This window comes from Lactobacillus sp. 3B(2020), from assembly GCF_013487845.1.
GTDB lineage: Bacteria > Bacillota > Bacilli > Lactobacillales > Lactobacillaceae > Limosilactobacillus > Limosilactobacillus alvi.
In genome coordinates this window covers 1,623,187-1,644,141 of record NZ_CP047410.1, presented here as the reverse complement: position 1 = coordinate 1,644,141, position 20,955 = coordinate 1,623,187, and the positions used below count along the sequence as shown (strand labels likewise).

The following is a 20,955-nucleotide window of genomic DNA, read 5'->3' as shown; positions in this document are numbered from 1 at the left end:
GTTTACTTGGCAGGTAAGTTGGCATGCGGTAAGCTGAAAAAGTTAAGTTTGCATGGGGAGGTTGAAGATTTTGGGATTAAAATGGTCCCCGTTAATAATTGCAATGATCATTTTACTGAGTTGTTACGGCCACGTTGTCCGGCAGACTAACCGCAAGTTCTGGCAAAATGTGACTGTTTATTCGTGTTTTGTTTATTTACTCGTCCTTTGCTGGCTAGTCTTTACGCCTGTCGGACCCCAAATGCCGGATTCGTACAAATTACTGATGTATTTTCATGGGGTCCCTTATAATTTACGGCCCTTGCAAAATATTGATCCTGAGTTTGTGGCCAATATTTTTATGACTTTCCCATTAGGATGTTATGTCTATTGTTGGCGCCCCCGGCTTAAAAGCTGGAATTTACTCCTAATTGCCCTAACTCCCGGTTTGATCATTGAAAGCACTCAGTTTATTAGTGATCTTTTGGTTGGCAATCATCGGGTAGCTGATATTGATGACGTAATTACCAATACGCTTGGAGTATTGATAGGGTATGGTATTTTTTGGCTGTTGTCTAAGACTCCGGGCGAACGGTTATTAAATTATTTCCGGTTAGAAAAGTAAAACCACTAGCTTGGTTGCAGCAAACCTGTTGCAACAAGTTAGTGGTTTTATTTAGATTAAATCCAGTACCGTGGTTGTCATTTCCGCAGGAGCAATCGTTAATTGGGATTGTGGCTGATCAACGAAGAGCTCTTTGACTCCGGTGGTTAAAGGTTTTGTATCAAATTTAGCGAGCGCCTCGATGGCAGTTAGGCCACTAGGTGGATTCGTTTGCGAATTGATGGCGGTAAGCACTGTTTCTGGGAATTTATATGGGCTGGCGGTTGCCAAAATCACGCACGGGTGCTGGTCATTAGTTTGAGCTTGGTATTGCTGGGTAACGAAGGACCCAACCGCAGTATGGGGATCGATTAAATAATTAGCCTGCTCATAAACGCGCCGAATTTCAGCCAGCACTTGATTTGGGGTGGCATATCCAGCAGCAAAGGTTGCTTGTAACCATGCATGGACTTGCGGAGTTACTTGATAAGCGCCTTGGCTTTGGAGCTGTTGCATCAGCTTGTTAATAACTTCAGCATCTTGTTGATAGGCATCAAAGAGTAAGCGTTCCAGATTGGATGAAACTAAAATATCCATTGAAGGAGCGTTGGTAACCTGAAATTTTCGCTGCCGATCATAAGTCCCGGTTTGGAAAAAGTCGGTTAGAACATGGTTTACATTGGAAGCGCAAATCAATTTATGGATTGGTAAGCCAAGTTTTTTGGCATAGTAACCTGCTAAAATATCACCAAAATTACCGGTAGGAACGCTAAAATTAATTTTTTCGCCAACTTTGATTACTCCTTGGCGAACTAATTGGCCATAGGCGCTAAAATAATAAGTAATTTGGGGAATTAGCCGTCCAATATTCATTGAATTAGCTGAAGAAAATTGTTGCTTTTGCTGGGCGAGCTGTTGACGAATTTGGGGATTGTTAAAAATTTGTTTGACCCTTGTTTGAGCTTGATCAAAATTACCAGTAATCCCAACAACGTGAAGGTTAGCCCCCGTTTGACCTAACATTTGTAATTTTTGAATGGGACTGATCCCATCTTGCGGATAGAAGACTACTACTTGGGTCCCCAAGATGTTTTGAAAACCGCGGAGGGCAGCCGTACCGGTATCACCAGAAGTGGCGGTTAAAATAATTGTTTCGTTTGGATTACGGCCTTGTTCTTTGGCCAGACTCATTAGTTGAGGAAGGGCTTGCAGGGCAACATCTTTAAAGGCTAAGGTCGGTCCATGGAATAGTTCAAGGTAATAGTTACCAGCGATCTGTTTGGTTAGCGGGGTAATTGATGGCGTATCCCACTGAGAACCATAGGCTTTGGTGGCTGCTACCTCAAGACCACTTAGCTCATTAAAAAACCACCCGAAAACTTGTTGGGCGATTAATTGATAAGGTTGTTGAATTAAGGTTGCAAGGTCATAGTTAGGATGAGGAAAAGCAACGGGCACAAATAAGCCCCCATCTACAGCTAATCCCTGAATAATTGCTGCTAGCGCATCAGTAGCTTGCGCCGTGACGTCACGGGTACTTCGAAATTTCATAATCGGCTCCTTTCGTTGGTAACATTTTTATTTATTATACTTCAAATTAGATAATAATGTGTTATTATTTACAAAATGATTAGAAAATGATTAAAGGAAGGTGAACAAGATGGATGAAATAAAACTTGGGATGGTGGGTCTCGGAACCGTTGGGAGCGGTGTTTTAGCAATGGTGCAGAAACATGCCGCTAAAATTTCAGCAGTAACGGGTCGCCAATTAGTCGTTAAAACGGTGGTGGTTAAAAATCCCCAAAAACACCAGCAAGTTGCTGATCTAGTTCACCTTACAACCGAGCTTGATGATCTTTTAAATGATTCAGAAATAAAAATTGTCATCGAAGTAATGGGCGGGATTCATCCGGCTAAAGAGATCATTGAACAAATGCTACGAGCCCATAAACATGTTGTTTCTGCGAATAAGGACTTAATTGCTACGGCGGGGCAAGAATTAATCGCTTTAGCTAAGCAAAATCATTGTGATTTGATGTATGAAGCAAGTGTTGCCGGGGGAATTCCCATTCTACGGACCATTGCTGATAGTTTTGCGGCGGACCAAATTACTGAGGTCAAGGGAATCGTTAACGGAACTACAAATTATATATTGACGCAAATGAGTCAGAGCAATCGCTCGTACGAAGATGCCTTAAAGCAAGCCCAGAAATTAGGTTTTGCTGAGGCTGATCCCACAAATGATGTCCAAGGGAAAGATGCCGCTTATAAAATGGCGATCTTATCCCGGTTTGCTTTTGGGACGAATGTTGCGGTTGATCAGTTTAAAATCACGGGAATTGACCAAGTCGATCAAGTTGACGTTCAGCAGGCGGCAGCTTTTGGCTATACCTTGAAACTAGTTGGCATTGCCCGTTTAGTTGACCAACGGGTTTTTGTGGAAGTTGCACCGGCACTGGTTAATATCCATCATCCCTTAGCTCAAGTTAATAATGAAAATAATGCGGTGATGGTTACGGGAAGAGCAGTTGGTGATACTTTGTTTTATGGTCCTGGAGCTGGGGGCTTACCAACTGCTAATAGTGTCTTATCCGATATTACGACAGTCACGAAAAATATGATCTTGAAAACGAATGGGAATTCCTTCAATGGTTATTCTCACCCCTTACCATTTGCGGATGCAACGATGGTCAAGGACTGTTATTACCTCAGCTTAACTTTGCCAGACCAACCTGGAGAGATGCAAAAGCTAACCACCGTCATGGCGGAATTAAATGCTAGTTTTTCCCAAATCGTCCAAAAAGCGAGTGATCAGGGGGAAGCCCGGGTGATGATTATTACTCACCGCATGAGTAAAGCCCAACTTAATCAGTTGGAGCTTGCCTTGCAGGACTTAGGGACGATCCAGCTGCATTGTGCATACCGGGTAATTAATTAGGAGGCGGGAATTATGCAAATTCGGGTTCCTGCATCTTCGGCTAATTTTGGCCCGGGCTTTGATTCAATTGGGGTTGCTCTCAAGCAGTACTTAAATCTAGCGGTTTTAGAACCAACCACGACCTGGGAGGTTGAACATGACCTACCGCACATTCCGCACAATGAACAAAATTTGATCATTAAAGCGGCATTAATGGTTGAACCAACCTTACCGCCCCACCATTTATTGGTCCAAAGTAAAATTCCACTTGCCCATGGGCTCGGTTCTTCGTCGACAGCGATTGTGGCTGGGATTGAATTGGCCAACCAATTGGCGAGTTTAAAACTTACGTCAATGGAAAAGGTCCAAATAGCGGCCCAAATTGAAGGTCATCCGGACAACGTTGCTCCCGCGATCTTAGGAGGAGTGGTGATTGGAACTAGTTTAAAGGATCAATTCATAACTTATCAAGCGCCGACGCCACCCTTTACTTTTTTGGCGTATGTTCCGAAGAATAATTTAGCAACTAGTGTTTCCCGAGCAGTTTTACCATCCCAAATTGAACGATCAGTTGCCGTTCGCGGGAGTAGTATAGCGAACGCCTTAGTGGCGGCCTTGTTTAGTCGGCAATATGAAATGATTGGTTCATTGATTGAAGCCGACCAATTCCACGAAGCAGCGCGGGCAAAATTGGTCCCTGAATTAGCAATGATTCGTCAAATTGGCCATGAGGTTGGCGCCATTGCAACCTATTTGAGTGGGGCGGGACCAACGGTGATGACTTTAATTGCACCGCACTTGATGCCGGCTTTTCAAAATCGTTTACTGCAAGCAAATTTGACGGCGCCATTATTAGAATTAGCGGTTGATCAAAATGGGGTAATGGTTACGGTATAAGCTAAAATTTGCAAAAGAAAATTATCATTTTTAAAAGCGATCGCCAAATTTTTTTGCGGTCGTTTTTAGTTTGATTTCACAAAGTGATAACGAAGTGCTTTACTTTTAATATCAAGGAATTAAGCGAGATATTTTGAGGGTTCAAAGTAACAAAAAATCAATCTTTTGGATAAATTTTGTTAGAAAAATAATTTGACAACCAAAATACTTTTTGCATATAATTCGAGCATCGGATATTTTGATACTCGAAATACTTTTTGGAAGGTAGGTGACGAATGTGCCAGTAATGACTGCCCAGGAAGTGATGGATTTAATTCCGAACCGGTATCCCATCTGCTACATTGATGCGGTGGATGAGTTGGTCGCTGACCAAAAGGTAGTGGCAAGAAAGAACGTAACGATTAATGAACGCTTCTTCCAAGGCCATTTTCCAAACAATCCGGTTATGCCAGGGGTATTAATCATTGAAGCGCTTGCTCAAGCAGCCTCGATTCTCATTTTAAAATCCCCAAAGTTTTATAAGAAAACGGCATATCTCGGGGCAATTCATAACGCGCGCTTTCGCCAAATGGTCCGGCCGGGAGATGTTTTAACCTTGACGATTGAAATGGAAAAGGTGCGGTCAAACATGGGCCAAGTTGACGCGGTCGCAACGGTTGATGGTAAGCGGGTATGCACCGCTAAGCTGGTCTTCTTTGTTGCTGATCGGGAAGCAAAAATTTAGAAAAGTCGTTGTCAGGATTTGAAGTTTATGCGGCAATGTACGAACGGTTATCGCTTATAATGTATTTTGAATCATCAAATTATTTGGGTTATCAAAGAATTGAAAGGAGAATGCATATGAACGAGAACCGGGATTATCAAGAAATTAACCAGGCCTTGATCAAAACCTACGGAGGCATTATGTGGATTGAAGAGCATGAATTGCGAAAAAGTACTTTTTCGGATTTAACGATTAAGGAAATGCACGCAATTGATGCGATCAGTATGTATAACCACCAGACTGCTTCAGCGGTAGCGAAGAAGCTCCACTTAACTCCCGGGACCATGACGGCAACTGCTGATCGGTTAGTGAAAAAAGGTTACGTGAAGCGGGTTCGTGAAGATCAAGATCGCCGGGTTGTACGGTTATATTTAACCAAAAAGGGACGGGTGCTCTATCGGGCACATCGGGCTTTCCACAATATGATGGTGGCCAAGTTCCTTGATGGAATGAATGACCAAGAATTAAAGGTTGTCCGCAAAGCGCTTGCAAACCTAGAACAATTTGTAGAAGAACACGAGTAGCAGGATGAAAAGAAACCTAAAAATTGTTACTAGCGGTCAAGCCGTTCCTAAGCCTGTCGTTGCCAACCAAGACTTAACGGCTTGGTTGGATACTAGCGATGAATGGATTACCAGCCGAACTGGGATTAAAGAACGGCATTTAAGTGACGGGGAAAATACTGCCGATTTGGCGACCCGGGCGGCTAAACAAGCTCTTGAACGGGCAAAGTGGGATCCGGCTAGTCTAAACTTGATTATTGTTGCGACGATGACGCCGGAAGCTTTGATGCCGTCAACTGCGGCGACTGTTCAAGGACGGATCGGGGCAACCCAAGCGGCTGCCTTTGATCTTTCAGCTGCTTGCACCGGTTTTGTTGATGCTTTGACGGTTGCTAATCAGATGCTCCAAAATCCGCAGTTCCAACGAATTTTAGTGATTGGAGCCGAAACAATGTCAAAGATCATCGATTGGTATGATCGGACAACGGCTGTCCTCTTTGGGGATGGAGCTGGGGCAGTTCTGGTTGAAGCAACTAGTGAACCAATTGGGATTCTTGGGGTGGATCTAATGACAGATGGCCAACAAGGTCCGAAGTTAACGGCTGGACAAACTGTGGTTACCCAAAAGGCGCCCCATCCTTTGACTAGGCTTACCCCACTAAAAATGGATGGCCGGGCGGTGTACAAATTCGCTACCCATGAGGTGCCAGCTTCAATTAACCGAGCGTTAGCCCAGGCCCAAGTCCCTGTGACCGCAGTTGATCACTTTATACTCCACCAAGCTAACGCGCGAATTATTCGCCAGGTGGCCAAACGCCTTGGTCAACCGTTAGTAAAGTTTCCCCAAAATATTGATCACGTAGGGAATACTGCCGCTGCTAGTGAACCCTTACTTTTAGACGAAATTATTACAAAAGGCCAGCTTAAGCATGGTGAGACCATCGTTTTAAGTGGCTTTGGTGGGGGGCTTACGGCGGCCACGATCATTTTGAAATACTAATTAATTACTTAAAACACGAAAGGAATTTTAATTATGACTAAAGAAGAAATTTTTAACACTGTTCAAGATATTGCTGCTGAAGAACTTGACGTTGAAAAGGACAAGATCACCTTGGATGCTAAGATCAAGGATGACCTTAACGCCGATTCTCTTGATGTTTTTGAAATTATGAACGAATTAGAAGACAAGTTTGACATTGAATTAGATGTTGACGAAGGGGTTACGACGATCCAAGATGTTGTTGACTTTGTTGAAAAGCAATTAGCAGCTAAGTAATGAAATTCGGAATTTTATTTAGTGGCCAGGGCGCCCAGCGGCCGGGAATGGGGATCGACCTAATGGCGGATCCCCTTTTTGCTAGCACGATCAAGGAGGCCAGCGAAGCCGTCAAAATGGATCTCGTCCCCATTATGAAAAATGAAGCGGGTGCGCTTGATCAGACTAAAAACGTGCAACCAGCCTTGGTAGCTGTTAGTTATGGCCTTTACCGGATGTTAATGCGGGACCTTGATTTGCCAGTTGAAGGAATGATTGGCCTTTCCCTTGGTGAATACGCAGCCTTACTCGCCAGCCAAGGTTTGGAATTTCAGAGCGGAATGGCCCTTTTGGCCGATCGGGCCCGGTACATGCAAGCAGTTGCTGATAAAACCCCATCTGCGATGGCCGCACTCTTAAAGCCAGATGTTCAATCGGTTGAAGGAATTTGTGCGCAAATTACAGCTGAAGGGGATTTGGTGGCAATCGCTAATTACAACACCCCAAAGCAGGTAGTAATCGGTGGAACCGTTGCTGGCGTTAAGGCAGCAATTGAACAAATAAAGGTAACGAAAGCAGCCCGCCGGGCAATTGAACTTCCAGTTAGCGGGGCTTTCCATACGGCTATGTTTAACCCAGCACGGGATCAAATGGTTGAACGCTTGAAGACGATATCATGCCATGATCCACAAGTTCCGGTAATTAGTAATACGACGGAAGAACCCTTTGAGGCAGCTAGTATGAAAGCCATTCTGGCAAAGCAATTAGCGGTACCAACGCATTTTGGTGCAGGTTTAAAGAAGCTGGTAACGCTCGCAAATCTTGATGCTACTTTGGAACTAGGCCCTGGTAAAACCTTAACCAGTTTTGCCCAAGTAGTTGCACCAGATTTAAAGCACTATCACATTAGTAATTTAGCTGAATACCAAGCATTTATGACGGAGGTAGAAAATGGAACTGACGAATAAAGTCGCCTTAGTGACCGGGAGTACCCGGGGAATCGGCTTGGCAATTGCCAAAAATTTTCTTCAAGCCGGTGCCAAGGTGATCTTAAACGGCCGGGGTGAAAAACTAGCTCCGGAAGTAAAATCCCAATTGAATGGTGAATTTGCCTATATCAGTGGTGATTTAAGTTCACCCGCCGGTGCGCAAGACCTTGCTAAAGCAGCCCAAGAAAAGTTTGGCCCGATCCAAATTTTAGTCAACAATGCTGGCGTTAACCGGGATAAATTACTTTTGGGAATGAAACCCGCAGACTTTCATGCCGTTTTATCAACGGACTTAATGGGACCAATGATATTGACCCAAGCCCTTTTTAAACCAATGGTGAAGCAACGAACGGGTGTCATCATTAATCTTGCCAGTGTGGTTGGGTTACATGGTAATGCTGGCCAAGCTAATTACGCTGCCGCCAAGGCTGGTTTAGTCGGTTTTACCAAGACCGTGGCCCGTGAAGGGGCCTTGCGGGGAATCCGGGTTAACGCAATTGCGCCAGGAATGGTTGATAGTGCTATGACCCAAGCTTTGAGTGATAAGGTCAAGCATCAAATCTTAACGGAAATTCCATTACACCGCTTAGGACAACCGGACGAAATTGCTCAAACGGCCCGGTTCTTAGTTGAAAATGATTATGTAACTGGTCAAACGATCGTTGTTGACGGTGGAATGACGATGTAAGACAAGTTTAAAAAGAAGGAGTAACAAATGACACGAGTTGTAATTACTGGGATGGGTGCCATTGCCGCCAACGGAAATGGTTTTGAGGCCTTTACCCAAAACAGCTTAGCTGGCAAAGTCGGGATTAAGCCAATTTCAAAGTTTGATAGTTCGCAAACTGGGATCAGCGTTGCCGGGGAGATTGATGATTTTGATCCAGCCGCTGTAATTGGTAAGAAGGCGGCCAAGCGGATGGACCTTTACTCCCAATATGCAATGCAAACGGCGATGGAAGCCATGAAAATGGCCGGCATCACGGAAGAAAACACCAAGGCAGAAGATCTAGGGGTAATCTACGGTTCTGGAATTGGTGGTTTAACAACCATTCAAGAACAAATCATCAAGATGCACGATAAGGGACCCAAACGAGTATCACCGCTTTTCGTGCCAATGGCAATTGCCAACATGGCTGCCGGAAACTTGTCGATCCACTTTAACGCTAAGAATATTAGTACCACGATCGTTACGGCGTGCGCTAGTGCGACGAACGCCATTGGGGAAGCTTTCCGCCAAATTAAGGAAGAGCGGGCCCAAGTAATGATTACTGGTGGGGCCGAAGCTTCCGTAAACGAAATCGGGATTGCTGGTTTTGCTGCCCTAACTGCCCTATCAACGACGGAAAACCCAATGAAGGCTTCGCGGCCATTTGATAAAGATCGCAATGGATTTGTTCTTGGTGAAGGGGCTGGAACCCTGGTCCTTGAAGCATACGACCATGCTAAGGCGCGCGGTGCCAAGATCCTCGGTGAAGTGGTTGGTTACGGAACGACTTCAGATGCTTACCACATTACGTCGCCAGATCCAGCTGGGGTTGAAGCTGCCCGGGCAATGCGGCTAGCAATTGAAGAAGCCGGCATTGAACCAGCAGATATTGACTACGTTAACGCTCACGGGACGGCAACCCTTGCCAATGATGCGGGTGAATCCAAAGCAATTCGCCAAGTCTTTGGGGATCACGATGTTTTGGTAAGTTCGACCAAAGGGATGACTGGCCACCTCCTCGGGGCTGCTGGGGCAATCGAAGCCGTTTTAACAGCTGAAGCCCTGCGAAAGGGCGTTTTACCACCAAACACCGGTTGTGAAATTCAAGATCCAGAATGTCCAGTTGATTTAGTAAATAGTGAAAACCAAAACCACGAAAGTCATTACGCAATCAGTAATTCTTTCGGTTTTGGGGGTCACAATGCCGTACTTGCGCTTAAGCGTTGGGAGGAGGATTAGTTAAGGATGCAAGCTGAGACGCTCGAAAAAATTATGCAGGCCTTTGAAGATGGCGATACCCGGGAATTTGAGTTAAATGATGGTGATTTTCACCTTTACCTTAGTAAAAATAAGCATGTCCGGCCAAAGGAAACTAAAGTTTCAGAAGCTCCTACTATGCCAGCTGCAATGCCTACGCAACCAGCTGCTCAATCAGCGCAACCAACTACGCATAGTATTATGGCACCCTTAGTAGGAACAGTTTACCTCCAACCCAAACTGGGTGCTAAGCCTTACGTTCAGGTTGGTGATCAAGTTAAGGTTGGCCAAGTTGTTTGTGTAATCGAAGCGATGAAGATGATGACGGAAGTCAAGAGCAAAATTAACGGGACAGTTAAGCAAATTGCGGTTGAAGATGAACAATTAGTTGAAGTTGATCAACCACTTTTTGAAATTGAACCTGCTTAGAAAGGGGAACGAAATGTTAAAAGATTTAGACGTTACCCAAATTCAAAAAATCTTACCTCACCGGTATCCAATGCTTTTAATTGACCGGGTTGATGAAGTTGAACCGGGGCAATACGCAATTGCTCGGCGTAATGTCACCATTAATGAAACGGTCTTTAATGGCCACTTTCCAAATAATCCGGTCTTACCGGGGGCATTAATTGTTGAATCATTAGCCCAAACCGGTGCAGTTGCCTTGTTAAGCCAACCAGATTTTAGCGGCAAGACAGCTTATTTTGGTGGTATTAAGAGTGCTGAATTCCGGCGCGTTGTTCGGCCTGGCGACCAAATGCTTTTAAAAGTTGAGCTCGAAAAGGTGAAAGGGTCCATCGGTATCGGTAAGGCAGTTGCGACGGTTGATGGCCAGCGAGCTTGCACGGCAGAACTCACCTTTATGATTGGGTAGGTGAATTGAATGTTTAAGAAGGTCTTAGTCGCTAATCGGGGTGAGATTGCCGTACGGATTATTCGCACCCTGAAAGAAATGGGAATTACGGCCGTGGCAATCTACTCAACGGCTGATCGTGAGAGTCTCCACGTGCAGTTGGCAGACGAAGCGGTCTGTGTTGGGGGCCCGAAAGCCAAAGATTCCTACTTGAACATGAAAAATATTTTAGCGGCCGCAATTGGCACCGGAGCGGAGGCAATTCACCCAGGTTATGGTTTTTTATCTGAAAATGCCGAATTTGCCCGTTTATGTGAGTCCTGTGGGCTAACCTTTATTGGTCCTAAACCAGAAACCATTGATTTGATGGGCAATAAGGAACACGCTCGTGAACAAATGAAACAAGCCGGTGTCCCCGTTATTCCGGGGAGTGACGGGGATGTTAATTCGGTCGAGGCAGCCTGTCAAGTTGCTAGTCAACTCGGTTACCCAGTTTTGATTAAAGCCGCTGCTGGGGGTGGCGGCAAAGGAATTCGGCGGGTTGATAATGAAGCTGAATTGAAAGAAGCTTTTCCCCAAGCGCAACAAGAAGCTCTGGTTTCATTTCGTGATGGGCGGATGTACTTGGAAAAAATTCTGGAGCACGTTAAGCACATTGAAGTGCAAGTCTTTGGGGATGCCCAAGGAAATGCAGTCTATTTTCCTGAACGGGATTGTTCATTGCAACGAAGTAAGCAAAAGGTAATTGAGGAGAGCCCTTGCGTTTTGATCAGTCCAGCCGAACGAGCAAAATTAGGGGCGATTGCAATTAAGGCCGTCCGGGCGCTTCACTATTTGAATACCGGGACGTTAGAGTTCTTGATGGATCAAGATCATCATTTCTATTTCATGGAAATGAATACCCGTATCCAGGTGGAACATACCGTGACGGAAATGGTTACCGGGGTCGACCTCGTCCAATTGCAAATTGAAGTGGCGGCAGGAATGCCATTAAAGGTTAAGCAGGATCAATTGCTCCCCCATGGACATGCGATTGAATGTCGGATCAATGCCGAAGACCCGGTCAATAATTTCCGGCCAAGTACGGGGCAAGTTAAAGATCTTTACTTGCCAGTTGGCAATTTAGGGATGCGGATTGACACAGCCCTTTATCCGGGAGTAACGATTAGTCCATTTTATGATTCAATGATTGCCAAAGTGGTTGCCTTGGGGGCCACCCGGGAAGCTGCAATTGCTAAGGTGCGGCGGTTACTAAAGGAAATGGTTATTAAGGGGATTCATACTAATCAGGCTTTCCACTTACGGATTTTAGCTGACCCGGGCTTCTTGGCTGGGAAGGCAACGACTAATTATTTGGAGCAAGTGATTTTGCCGCGTTTACAGGGTGAAATTGAAACCAAAAAACGTAGCGGGCTTAGCCGTTTGACCGGTGAGTAAAGGAGAATACAATGAAACTTTACGAAAAATCAAATACGTTAAGTGAACGTCTGGTTAAGACAGATCCTCGGGCAGATGAACGAGTTCCGGATGGTATTTACCGGCGGTGCCCAATTTGTCAAACTGTTTTTACTGCTCAACAGATGGATGAATATCAAACTTGTCCAAATTGTGGTTATGGTTTTCGAATTAGTGCCCAAAAACGGTTGGGGTGGTTAGTTGATGATTTTAAGCCCTTGTTTAGCGATCTAAAGCCCGCGGACCCGCTTAAATTTCCTGGCTATCAAGAAAAGCTTGCTAAGGCGCAAGCGGCAACAGGCTTGAATGATTCAGTTTTAACGGGTAAAGCTAAGATTAAAGAGGTTGAATTTAACTTAGCAATTATGGATCCAACCTTTATCATGGGTTCGCTTGGTTCAACAACCGGTGAAAAATTAACCCGGTTAATTGAAGTGGCGACGCAGGCTAACCAGCCGGTTGTCATTTTTACAGCTTCTGGTGGGGCCCGGATGCAAGAAGGGATCCATTCCTTAATGCAAATGCAAAAAGTCAGCACGGCTTTAGCTGAACATCATCAAGCAGGTTTACTGTCAATTGTCGTCCTGACGGATCCGACCACTGGTGGGGTCACGGCAAGTTTTGCCATGCAAGCTGATCTTACTTTAGCCGAACCGCACGCCTTAGTTGGCTTTGCTGGGCGCCGAGTAATTGAGCAGACGACCCATGAGCAAATCGCCCATGATTTACAACAAGCAGAAAATGTTTTGCGGCATGGATTCATTGATCAAATTATTCCTCGTCAAGCTGAAAAGCAAACGCTACATCAATTATTACGGTTAGGGGGTCGGCAAAATGACTAATAAATTAACCGCGGCTGAAATTGTGGCCGCGGCCCGAAGTGATGATAAAATTACGGGCCGAGAGTTAATTGATGGCCTAATTACCGACTTTTTTGAACAACATGGGGACCGCTTAGGTGGTGATGATCCTGCAATTATTGGGGGTATGGGTTACTTTCATGGTCAACCAGTCACGGTAATCACAACCCACCGGGGGACTACGCCAGAAGAAAAAATGGCGACGCACTTTGGTTGTCCTAGTCCAAGTGGCTATCGCAAAGCCTTGCGGTTAATGAAGCAGGCGGCCCATTTTAACCGGCCAATCATTTGTTTTGTTAATACACCAGGGGCTTATCCTGGGCAAACAGCCGAAGAAAATGGTCAAGGAGCAGCCATTGCCCAAAACCTATTGACTATTAGTCAATTACCAGTTCCCATGATTACGGTAATATTGGGTGAAGGTGGTAGTGGAGGAGCCTTGGCTCTTTCAGCAGGGGATGAAGTTTGGATGCTCGAGCGGAGTACTTATTCAATTCTTTCACCAGAAGGCTTTGCTTCAATTTTATGGAAAGATAGCCGGCGGGCGGACGAAGCTGCTGACCTAATGCAGTTGACACCGCAAGCATTACTGAAGCAAAAGATCATCGAAGGGATTATTGACGAACCTGATGATCACCAGGAAGTTATCAGCAAAATTGATCCAATTTTAAATCAGCAGTTGCAACAATTAGAAACGCTGACGCCAACTGAATTAATTACGCGGCGCCATGAACGCTATCGGAAATTTTAACAGGGGGAACCATGGAAAATTTATTAGCAGGAAAAAAGATTTTGGTAATGGGGGTTGCTAACCAACGGTCAATCGCGTGGGGATGTGCTCGCGTAATGGCCGCTCAAGGAGCCAAAGTAATTTATACTTACCAAAACGAACGGTTGAAGAAGAGTGTGGCAAAGTTAGTTAACGATGACGACCGTTTAATTGAATGTGATGTGGCAAGTGACGAAAGCATTACAACGGCCTTTGCAACGATTAAAACCCGGTTTGGTCAATTAGATGGGCTCGTTCACGCTATTGCTTATGCAAAGAAGGAAGAATTAGGTGGCTCCATCACTAACGTATCTCGGGAAGGTTATGCCCTTGCCCAAGACATTTCTGCTTATTCCTTATTGGCAGTTGCTAAGGAAGCAGAAAAGCAAGCTCTTTTAAAGAACCCGGCAAGTATCGTGACCTTAACTTACTTTGGTTCAGAACGAGCAATCCCTAACTACAACGTTATGGGAGTTGCTAAGGCGGCTCTGGAAGCTAATGTCCGTTACTTAGCTCGTGACATGGGTGTTAACAAGATTCGGGTTAATGCCATTTCAGCTGGGGCGATGAAGACCTTAGCGGTTACTGGAATCAAGGGACATAGTGACCTTTTGAAAGAATCCCAAAACCGGACCACCGACGGCAAGAGCGTTACCCTAGATGAAATTGGGGGAACTTGCGCTTTCTTAATGAGTGATCTCAGTACTGGGGTTGTAGGCGACGTAATTTATGTAGATAAAGGGGTCCACTTAATTTAGCTAGTGAGACAAAAAGTGGCTGAACTTCAACCACTTTTTCTTTTATAGCTCTTGTAACCCCAATTTCATATTAAGGGTTACAAGCGAAGGGAGAGTTTGATTAAATGAAAATAAATTCAATTCAATTAATTACTACAACCGCAATTATGATGGCTTTGATTATTATCTTAGGAATTTTTCCGGGAATACCAGTTGGCTTTTTACCGGTACCAATTATCTTGCAAAACTTTGGGATTATGTTGGCTGGTGAGTTGTTAGGCCCGAAACGGGGGAGTTTAGCGGTTATATTATTCTTGGTTTTGGTTGCCCTTGGTTTTCCCTTCCTCTCAGGAGGAAATGGTGGCTTAGCGAGTTTTGTTGGGCCAACTGGTGGAGCGCTCTTAAGTTGGCTGGTGCCCCCCCTAATGATTGGGAGCGTGTTAAAATTAAGCTGGTGGAAAGTGAGCTGGTGGCGGGAATGGCTCGTCCTGCTCCTCTTTGGGGTCCTTTGGATTAACCTTTGTGAAGTTATTTGGTTAGCAACCCTTTTCCATTTTGGGATTATTAAGGCCTTACTTGCCGAAATGGTCTTTTTGCCTGGCGATATCTTAAAAGCGAGTTTGAGCGTAATGGTTGCCCGGCGATTACGAAAGATCTTGCCCCACCAGTTTAGTATGTAATTATGGAGGAATGCCAAATGGTGACCACACGAGAAAAAGTTCTTGCAGAATTTCTAAACCAACCCAATCGGGCGCTTACGGGGAGCGAATTAGCAACCCGGCTTCAAATTAGTCGGGAGAGTATTTGGAAAGCAATTCAAGCTTTACGAAAAAACGGTTTTGAGATTCAAGGTCAGCCAGCAAAGGGTTATATCTATCTTGGGACTAGCAAGTTGTCTGCGCCGGTAATTCAGACCGCTTGTCGAAAATTTCGTGGTCAAGTCCTAGTGTTTGATGAGCTTTCTTCAACCCAAGATCAAGCTAAAGCTGCTATTAGTCACCGGCAAGTTACCTTACCAGCTGTGTGGTTGGCCGAAAGCCAAACCGCTGGTTATGGTCGGCGTGGGCGTCAATTTTTTTCACCGGCAGCAACCGGTCTTTACTTCTCAGTTGCCTTTCAGCTCGCAGTTCCTTTACAAAATCCGGGCTTATTAACCACCGGGGTTGCCGAAGCCATTTGGCAAGTTTTACACTCCTTTTACCCGCAAGCTGACCTCCAGTTAAAGTGGGTTAACGATATCTATTGTAATGGTAAAAAAGCGGTTGGAATTTTAACCGAAGCGGTAACCGATTTGGAAACCCAATCCGCTCAAACGGTGGTAATTGGCTGTGGCATAAACCTTTCAACAACCAATTTTCCAACCGAATTAGCCCCTAAGGCCGGAAAATTAGGGGATTTGGTTGATCGTAATCAACTTGCGGCAGCCTTATTAGATGCAATTCAAATTAGAATTGGTGATTTTACGACTGGTGATTTTCTAACTAATTACCGCAAACATTCCTTGGTTTTAGGACGCCCGGTTGAACTCCGCGGAGCCCATGAAACGGTCCACGGAACGGCCACGCAAATTAATGATGATGGGGCGCTAGTAGTTATTACTCCCGAAGGAAGTCGTACCTTTGTCAGTGGGGAAGTGACAAAGGTGAATGTGAAATAAACTAAAAGAGGAGGTTGGGAAAAAAGCTCCTTGACGGCCTGGTTGGGATAAGAAGGACGAAGGTTGATTCATTAGAATCGGCCTTTCGTTCGCACTTATCCGCTAAGGCCGTGCTTTGGAGCGAACCAGCCAACTGGTTTGGCGTTTGTGAGCCCATGCAAGGCTGAATCGGTTGGTACGACCGTTAGGGAAGCAACTGCCATTCAGCTACTGCTTTGACCTTAGTTACTGAGTAACATTCGGAGATGACAAAGAGGGGCTAGGAAGAAACATGAGTTTCTTCCTAGCCCCTCGACTCTTGCTGGAAACTATTACTTTTTTGGTAAGGTGTCTAATCCGGATCCTTCAAAGATTTTCCGGAAGTAGTGTTTTGGAATTCTTGGAAGGCTTGTTCAATGGTCTGGTATTCAGTTTTGCTTAACTGAAGTTCCATTGCCTTGGCGTTAGCTTCGACTTGTGCTGCCCGCTTAGCTCCAGGAATAACGGCGCTGATGAGTGGGTTGGTGAGATACCAAGCGAGAACGACTTGAGCAACCGTAGCCTGATGGGCGTTTGCAATTGGCCGGATTTGGTCAACTGCTTGGCGGACTTGTCTAAACCGCGGTTCCTTAAAGTCGGCAATTTGGCTTCGAATATCATCATCTGGGAAGGTTACTAGGTGGTCATACTTCCCGGTTAAGAGTCCAGAAGCTAGTGGGAAGTAAGGTACAAAGCTAATTTGATTATCATGAAGATAATTTAACATGCCATCATTTAGGTGGTCTTGATGTAATAGGCTAAATTCATCTTCAACAACGTCAACGTAACCATCAGCATTCGCCTCTTTAATTTGGGCGAGGTTGAAATTGGAAACACCAATCGCCCGGATCTTACCTTCTTCCCGTAAGCGTTGTAAAGCTCCGACGGCTTCGGCTTTTGGCGTATCATGATCTGGGAAGTGAATGTAGTAAATGTCTAAGTAATCAGTTTGAAGCCGCTTTAAGCTATTTTCAACTTGTTGACGAAGGAAAGCGGGATCGTTATTGATAACTTCTTCACCAGTTGAGAAGTCGTGAGCGCCCTTCGTTGCAACTACTAAATCTTCCCGCCGGTGATTTTTAATGACCTGACCGACCAATTCCTCAGAATGACCTAAACCGTATACATAGGCGGTATCAAGCAAGTTGATGCCGCAGGCAATCGCTGCTTCCACCAGCTGTTTTCCATCTTCATCAGCTAATTGATGGAATAAGTTATACCCCCCAACGGCGTTAGTACCTAGCCCAAGCGGGTTAGCGACAACCTCAGATTTACCGAACTTAATTGTTTCCATTTTTCCACTCCTTCTTTATGAAAACGGTAACACATTAAGTTAATTATACTCGTTTTTAAGTTTGCTTGCCCTTATTTTTCTGTTTTTAAAAGCCGATATTTAGCTTTGGTTAATTGCTCAATTTTGCTTTCGTCACTAAGGTGTTTAATCGTTCGAGAAATGGTCTCGGGGGTGGTTCCCAAATAAGCGGCTAATTCAGCTAATTTAAAAGGGAGGGTAATGACGGAACTTTGTTGGTCCATTTTTTGATCATTAAAGTAAGCCATCACCCGTTCTTCAACCCGGGTTAATCCAAGGTAGTAAGTTTGGCGTTGTAGAGCATGGTTTTGATTAATCGTGAAGCGAAGGAGACGGTAAGCTAAGGTAGGTAACTTTGCTAACAAAGCTTTAAAATCAGCCATTTCGAGGTGACAAACTAGGCTATTTTGAGCAGCTGTTAAGTAGGTTGCCTGGTTAGTTTCACCAAAAAGCCATTCAGTTCCGGCGTAATCACCAGCGCTAATAATTTGGTTCACTTGTTTGGTGCCATCACTAGCCAAGGTTTCCATCCGTAATTTTCCCTTTGCCACGATAATTAACTGTGGTTTCGAAAGTGGGTCCAAAACGATTTCACCCCGGGGATGTTTGGCTTGCTTTAATAGAGCTTCAATCTGTTCTTGATCGGCTAGTGGAAGTTGATTAAAAAGGGGCACTAACTGGACACAAAGTTCTTTTGCCATTGGTGATCCTTCCCTTGTTGTTTGTTTAATCTTCATCATCGTCTTCTTCAGCGCTAGCTAAACCTTCATTAACGTTGTGGCCGAGAATTGTTTGTCCCCGCCGGATTTGGGCTTTTTGCCAACCGTACAATTCAACTAATAAGGCTGCTTGCGCATAGTGGTGTTCCTTTTGGGCCAATTCAATTGCCCGCGTAATAAACATTAATTGCGTGTCAAAATCTTGAATTAAGTCAAAGAGTTGGTCTCGGGCGGGCCTAAATTTATTCCCCAAGGATTCTTTTAACATTGTATATTCCAAGATTTGGTGGCTAGTAGTCGGGACTAAATCACCTTCATCGGCTAAGGCTTGGTTAAGGCGGTGGATAAAGTCAGCTTCCTTTGCTTGCCATTCTGGGCCGACTTGGGTTAAGAAAAGACTAACTCCACATTTTTTAACAAAGAGGGTGGCTTGTTCAATTTTAAGTTGGTGAAGCCACAAGTTTGCAATGACATGGCTAATCATTGCCCCGGCAGTTGGCGTATGGTGTTCTTGGTCAGCCCGATCTAGTTCGGCTTGGGTAAGTTTTTCGATATCAATCATTTTAAGCGAGCTCCTTTACTTTGAGATTAGTAACTGGGTAACCGAGTTGTTCGACGATCTTTTTTAATGCATTAGGATTTGCATCGTCAGTTGCCGTTAATTTAACTTTTCCGGCATTAAAAAGGACTTTACTGGAAGTAACGGTTGTTTGTTGATCTAGAGCCGTTTGAATCTTAGTTAAACAACTAGGACAGGTTAGTTGGTCAACAGCCATGGTGATTTTTTGCATGATGATCCCTCCATTTACTTTTTTTACTATTATCAAGTTAAAACTAATAAAAAACCTTGACGTGGATCAAAAGTGGCGTAATAAACGGAAACTATTTAGAATTACCACGAGGATACTAGCTTCGTGGATAAGCATTCCGGAAGCCATGTGGATATAACCTGTAAATAGGCCAATGAATAGTAACAAAACGGTTAACAAAGCAATGCTGATGTTTTCATTCATATTCCACATCGTAGCTTTAGCAATTCGATTTAAAATCGGTAAGCGAGAAAGATCTGAGGTTGGCAGGACAATGTCGGCCGTTTCAATTGCCGTATCGCTCCCGCTTCCCATGGCGATCCCCACTTTTGCTGTCGCTAATGCTGGACCATCATTAATCCCATCGCCGATAAAGGCCACTTTTTGACCCTTATCCTGGGTTGCTTGGATAAAATTAACCTTATCTTTAGGGAGTTGGTCCCCGTGAATGGCATCAAAATCAAGGCCAGCCACGGTTGCTTCCGCCACCGCTTGATGGTCACCAGTCAAGAGGGCGAGGTGGTAGTGGGGATGGAGTTGTTTAATGGCGGCTGGAGTTGTTTCCTTTAGTGGATCCATGATTTCGAGGGCGAGGGTCAATTGATTATCAACCGCCATTAAAACATGGGTGGTAGTTGGCGTAAGATTTGGTAAATTAGTGATGCCAGCCGCTTGAATTAGCTCTTCGTTTCCAACCAGCACGTGGTGGCCAGCAACCACAGCTTTAATTCCAGCTCCTTTGACGGTGGCAAGTTGTTCGGTTGGAAAGGGGGTAACCGAAGCAAAGTGGTGGACGATGGCTTTGGCGAGGGGATGGGTAGCCTCCGTTTCAACACTAACAAGATACTGAGTGTTAAGTTTTTCGTCGCCGGTTAAGTTAACGACTTTCGTAACCGCCGGATGACCGCTAGTAATCGTACCGGTTTTGTCAAAGGCAAGCCAGTTAACCTTACGGAAGGTTTCGAAAACCGTGGCTCCTTTGACCAAAATACCACTTTTGGCAGCAGTTCCAATTCCAGCAACAGTTGAAACGGGGACCCCAATCACTAAGGCCCCTGGGCAACCAAGCACTAAGACGGTAATGGCTAATTCGATTTGTCGACTAATAATGAAGACAATGAGGGCAATCACTAAGACAATCGGGGTATAGTACTTAGCAAATTGGTCAATTTTGCGTTGGGCTTGGGTTTGGCTATCTTGGGCCTCTTCAATTAATTCGATTAGTTGACCAAAAGTAGTATCTTCACCCACCCGACTAGCTTGAATTACTAAGGTCCCATCGGTTAAGTTAGTCCCCGCATAAGTTGAATTTCCAATTTTTTTAGCTTGGGGTTTGGCCTCGCCAGTGATCGGGGCTTCGTCAACATAGCCACTCCCCCTAACCACTTTACCATCGACTGGAATTTGATCCCCCGTCCTAACCAAGACATAATCATCTTCGTCGAGGTCGTCAATTGCCACTAGTTCACCTTTTCGGTCCTCGGGGCTCATAATCCGGTAAGCCGCTTTTGGAGCGAGTTGAACAAGTTCTTTAACGGATTGACGGGTTTTCTGTAAGGAAAGCTCCTCAAGTAGGTTCCCTAAAGAAAACAACCAAACGACGATCCCTGCCTCGCTGAACTCTTGGATGAAGAAAGCACCAATTACCGCAATTGTAACTAAGAGCTCAATTGAGACTAATTTAAATTTAAGGGCACTGGCCGCCCGAAGGAAGAGGGGAATTTCCCCAATTATTGCGACAAGAGCTAAAAGGGTATTAAACAGTAAGAAATTTTGCTGCCATTTAAATAGGTAAGCAATGATTAATAAGCCGGTCATGATTCCAAGAATTGTTTTTTGATGTTGTTGGTAAAAACGTTGGATTTTCATGTTGTAACCTCCATTCATAAGAAC

Annotated in this window: 24 protein-coding genes; 18 read left to right on the top strand and 6 right to left on the bottom strand. The window is 44.7% G+C overall.

Annotation, left to right across the window (positions count from 1 at the left end):
• Positions 1 to 70 precede the first annotated feature (70 nt).
• Positions 71 to 604: a VanZ family protein gene (locus GTO83_RS08355; protein WP_180870361.1), complete on the top strand. Its 534-nt coding sequence runs from the start codon at positions 71 to 73 to the stop codon at positions 602 to 604.
• Positions 605 to 655: 51 nt separating this feature from the next.
• On the opposite strand, the gene thrC is transcribed toward GTO83_RS08355, so the two are convergent.
• On the bottom strand, positions 656 to 2,134 hold the full coding sequence (gene thrC / locus GTO83_RS08350) for a threonine synthase (protein ID WP_180870359.1): 1,479 nt from the start codon (positions 2,132 to 2,134) through the stop codon (positions 656 to 658).
• 109 nt (positions 2,135 to 2,243) lie between these two features.
• Here thrC and GTO83_RS08345 point away from each other — a divergent pair, with 109 nt between their 5' ends.
• From GTO83_RS08345 to GTO83_RS08265, 17 genes are all read left to right on the top strand, one after another.
• Positions 2,244 to 3,521, top strand: a complete 1,278-nt coding sequence (locus GTO83_RS08345; RefSeq protein ID WP_180870358.1) for a homoserine dehydrogenase — start codon at positions 2,244 to 2,246, stop codon at positions 3,519 to 3,521.
• A gap of 12 nt (positions 3,522 to 3,533) precedes the next feature.
• Entirely contained in the window at positions 3,534 to 4,397 is an 864-nt protein-coding gene (thrB, locus tag GTO83_RS08340; RefSeq protein ID WP_180870356.1) for a homoserine kinase, read from the top strand.
• A gap of 277 nt (positions 4,398 to 4,674) precedes the next feature.
• Positions 4,675 to 5,121: a 3-hydroxyacyl-ACP dehydratase FabZ gene (gene fabZ, locus GTO83_RS08335; protein WP_180870355.1), complete on the top strand. Its 447-nt coding sequence runs from the start codon at positions 4,675 to 4,677 to the stop codon at positions 5,119 to 5,121.
• A 116-nt stretch (positions 5,122 to 5,237) separates the two neighbouring features.
• Positions 5,238 to 5,684: a MarR family winged helix-turn-helix transcriptional regulator gene (locus tag GTO83_RS08330; protein ID WP_180870353.1), complete on the top strand. Its 447-nt coding sequence runs from the start codon at positions 5,238 to 5,240 to the stop codon at positions 5,682 to 5,684.
• A gap of 4 nt (positions 5,685 to 5,688) precedes the next feature.
• Positions 5,689 to 6,663 (top strand): beta-ketoacyl-ACP synthase III, encoded by a 975-nt coding sequence (locus GTO83_RS08325; RefSeq protein ID WP_180870351.1) that lies wholly within the window; start codon positions 5,689 to 5,691, stop codon positions 6,661 to 6,663.
• Positions 6,664 to 6,696: 33 nt separating this feature from the next.
• Positions 6,697 to 6,939, top strand: coding sequence for an acyl carrier protein (locus tag GTO83_RS08320; protein WP_180870349.1), 243 nt, complete (start codon positions 6,697 to 6,699; stop codon positions 6,937 to 6,939).
• Complete coding sequence (locus tag GTO83_RS08315) at positions 6,939 to 7,886, top strand: ACP S-malonyltransferase (protein WP_180870348.1); 948 nt, start codon at positions 6,939 to 6,941, stop codon at positions 7,884 to 7,886. The genes GTO83_RS08320 and GTO83_RS08315 overlap by 1 nt, the downstream gene beginning before the upstream one ends.
• On the top strand, positions 7,870 to 8,595 hold the full coding sequence (locus GTO83_RS08310; RefSeq protein WP_180870346.1) for a 3-oxoacyl-ACP reductase family protein: 726 nt from the start codon (positions 7,870 to 7,872) through the stop codon (positions 8,593 to 8,595). The genes GTO83_RS08315 and GTO83_RS08310 overlap by 17 nt, the downstream gene beginning before the upstream one ends.
• Before the next feature lie 27 nt (positions 8,596 to 8,622).
• Positions 8,623 to 9,855, top strand: coding sequence for a beta-ketoacyl-ACP synthase II (fabF, locus tag GTO83_RS08305; protein WP_180870344.1), 1,233 nt, complete (start codon positions 8,623 to 8,625; stop codon positions 9,853 to 9,855).
• A 6-nt stretch (positions 9,856 to 9,861) separates the two neighbouring features.
• Positions 9,862 to 10,302 (top strand): biotin/lipoyl-containing protein, encoded by a 441-nt coding sequence (locus GTO83_RS08300; protein ID WP_180870342.1) that lies wholly within the window; start codon positions 9,862 to 9,864, stop codon positions 10,300 to 10,302.
• A gap of 13 nt (positions 10,303 to 10,315) precedes the next feature.
• Positions 10,316 to 10,747, top strand: coding sequence for a 3-hydroxyacyl-ACP dehydratase FabZ (fabZ, locus tag GTO83_RS08295; protein ID WP_180870340.1), 432 nt, complete (start codon positions 10,316 to 10,318; stop codon positions 10,745 to 10,747).
• A 9-nt stretch (positions 10,748 to 10,756) separates the two neighbouring features.
• Positions 10,757 to 12,163, top strand: coding sequence for an acetyl-CoA carboxylase biotin carboxylase subunit (gene accC, locus GTO83_RS08290; protein ID WP_180870338.1), 1,407 nt, complete (start codon positions 10,757 to 10,759; stop codon positions 12,161 to 12,163).
• Between the two features lie 11 nt (positions 12,164 to 12,174).
• On the top strand, positions 12,175 to 13,023 hold the full coding sequence (locus tag GTO83_RS08285) for an acetyl-CoA carboxylase carboxyltransferase subunit beta (RefSeq protein ID WP_180870337.1): 849 nt from the start codon (positions 12,175 to 12,177) through the stop codon (positions 13,021 to 13,023).
• Positions 13,016 to 13,792 carry a carboxyltransferase subunit alpha gene (accA, locus tag GTO83_RS08280; RefSeq protein WP_180870335.1) on the top strand — a complete coding sequence of 259 codons (777 nt, stop codon included), beginning with the start codon at positions 13,016 to 13,018 and terminating at the stop codon, positions 13,790 to 13,792. The genes GTO83_RS08285 and accA overlap by 8 nt, the downstream gene beginning before the upstream one ends.
• Before the next feature lie 11 nt (positions 13,793 to 13,803).
• A complete protein-coding gene (gene fabI / locus GTO83_RS08275; RefSeq protein WP_180870333.1) occupies positions 13,804 to 14,568 on the top strand; it encodes an enoyl-ACP reductase FabI in 765 nt (254 codons plus the stop codon).
• A gap of 104 nt (positions 14,569 to 14,672) precedes the next feature.
• Positions 14,673 to 15,227 carry a biotin transporter BioY gene (locus tag GTO83_RS08270; RefSeq protein ID WP_180870331.1) on the top strand — a complete coding sequence of 185 codons (555 nt, stop codon included), beginning with the start codon at positions 14,673 to 14,675 and terminating at the stop codon, positions 15,225 to 15,227.
• A 17-nt stretch (positions 15,228 to 15,244) separates the two neighbouring features.
• Positions 15,245 to 16,204 (top strand): biotin--[acetyl-CoA-carboxylase] ligase, encoded by a 960-nt coding sequence (locus tag GTO83_RS08265; protein WP_180870330.1) that lies wholly within the window; start codon positions 15,245 to 15,247, stop codon positions 16,202 to 16,204.
• Positions 16,205 to 16,535: 331 nt separating this feature from the next.
• Here GTO83_RS08265 and GTO83_RS08260 read toward each other — a convergent pair whose 3' ends face one another.
• The 5 genes from GTO83_RS08260 to GTO83_RS08240 form a co-directional block, all read right to left on the bottom strand.
• The gene (locus GTO83_RS08260; RefSeq protein WP_180870328.1) at positions 16,536 to 17,516 is read right to left on the bottom strand and encodes an aldo/keto reductase; all 981 of its coding nucleotides are present in this window, start codon (positions 17,514 to 17,516) and stop codon (positions 16,536 to 16,538) included.
• Positions 17,517 to 17,587: 71 nt separating this feature from the next.
• On the bottom strand, positions 17,588 to 18,235 hold the full coding sequence (locus tag GTO83_RS08255; protein WP_180870326.1) for a Crp/Fnr family transcriptional regulator: 648 nt from the start codon (positions 18,233 to 18,235) through the stop codon (positions 17,588 to 17,590).
• 25 nt (positions 18,236 to 18,260) lie between these two features.
• Complete coding sequence (locus GTO83_RS08250; RefSeq protein WP_180870325.1) at positions 18,261 to 18,815, bottom strand: DNA-binding protein; 555 nt, start codon at positions 18,813 to 18,815, stop codon at positions 18,261 to 18,263.
• A 1-nt stretch (position 18,816) separates the two neighbouring features.
• Positions 18,817 to 19,044 carry a heavy-metal-associated domain-containing protein gene (locus GTO83_RS08245; RefSeq protein ID WP_180870323.1) on the bottom strand — a complete coding sequence of 76 codons (228 nt, stop codon included), beginning with the start codon at positions 19,042 to 19,044 and terminating at the stop codon, positions 18,817 to 18,819.
• Between the two features lie 66 nt (positions 19,045 to 19,110).
• A complete protein-coding gene (locus GTO83_RS08240) occupies positions 19,111 to 20,931 on the bottom strand; it encodes a heavy metal translocating P-type ATPase (RefSeq protein ID WP_180870321.1) in 1,821 nt (606 codons plus the stop codon).
• Between the last annotated feature and the right edge of the window lie 24 nt (positions 20,932 to 20,955).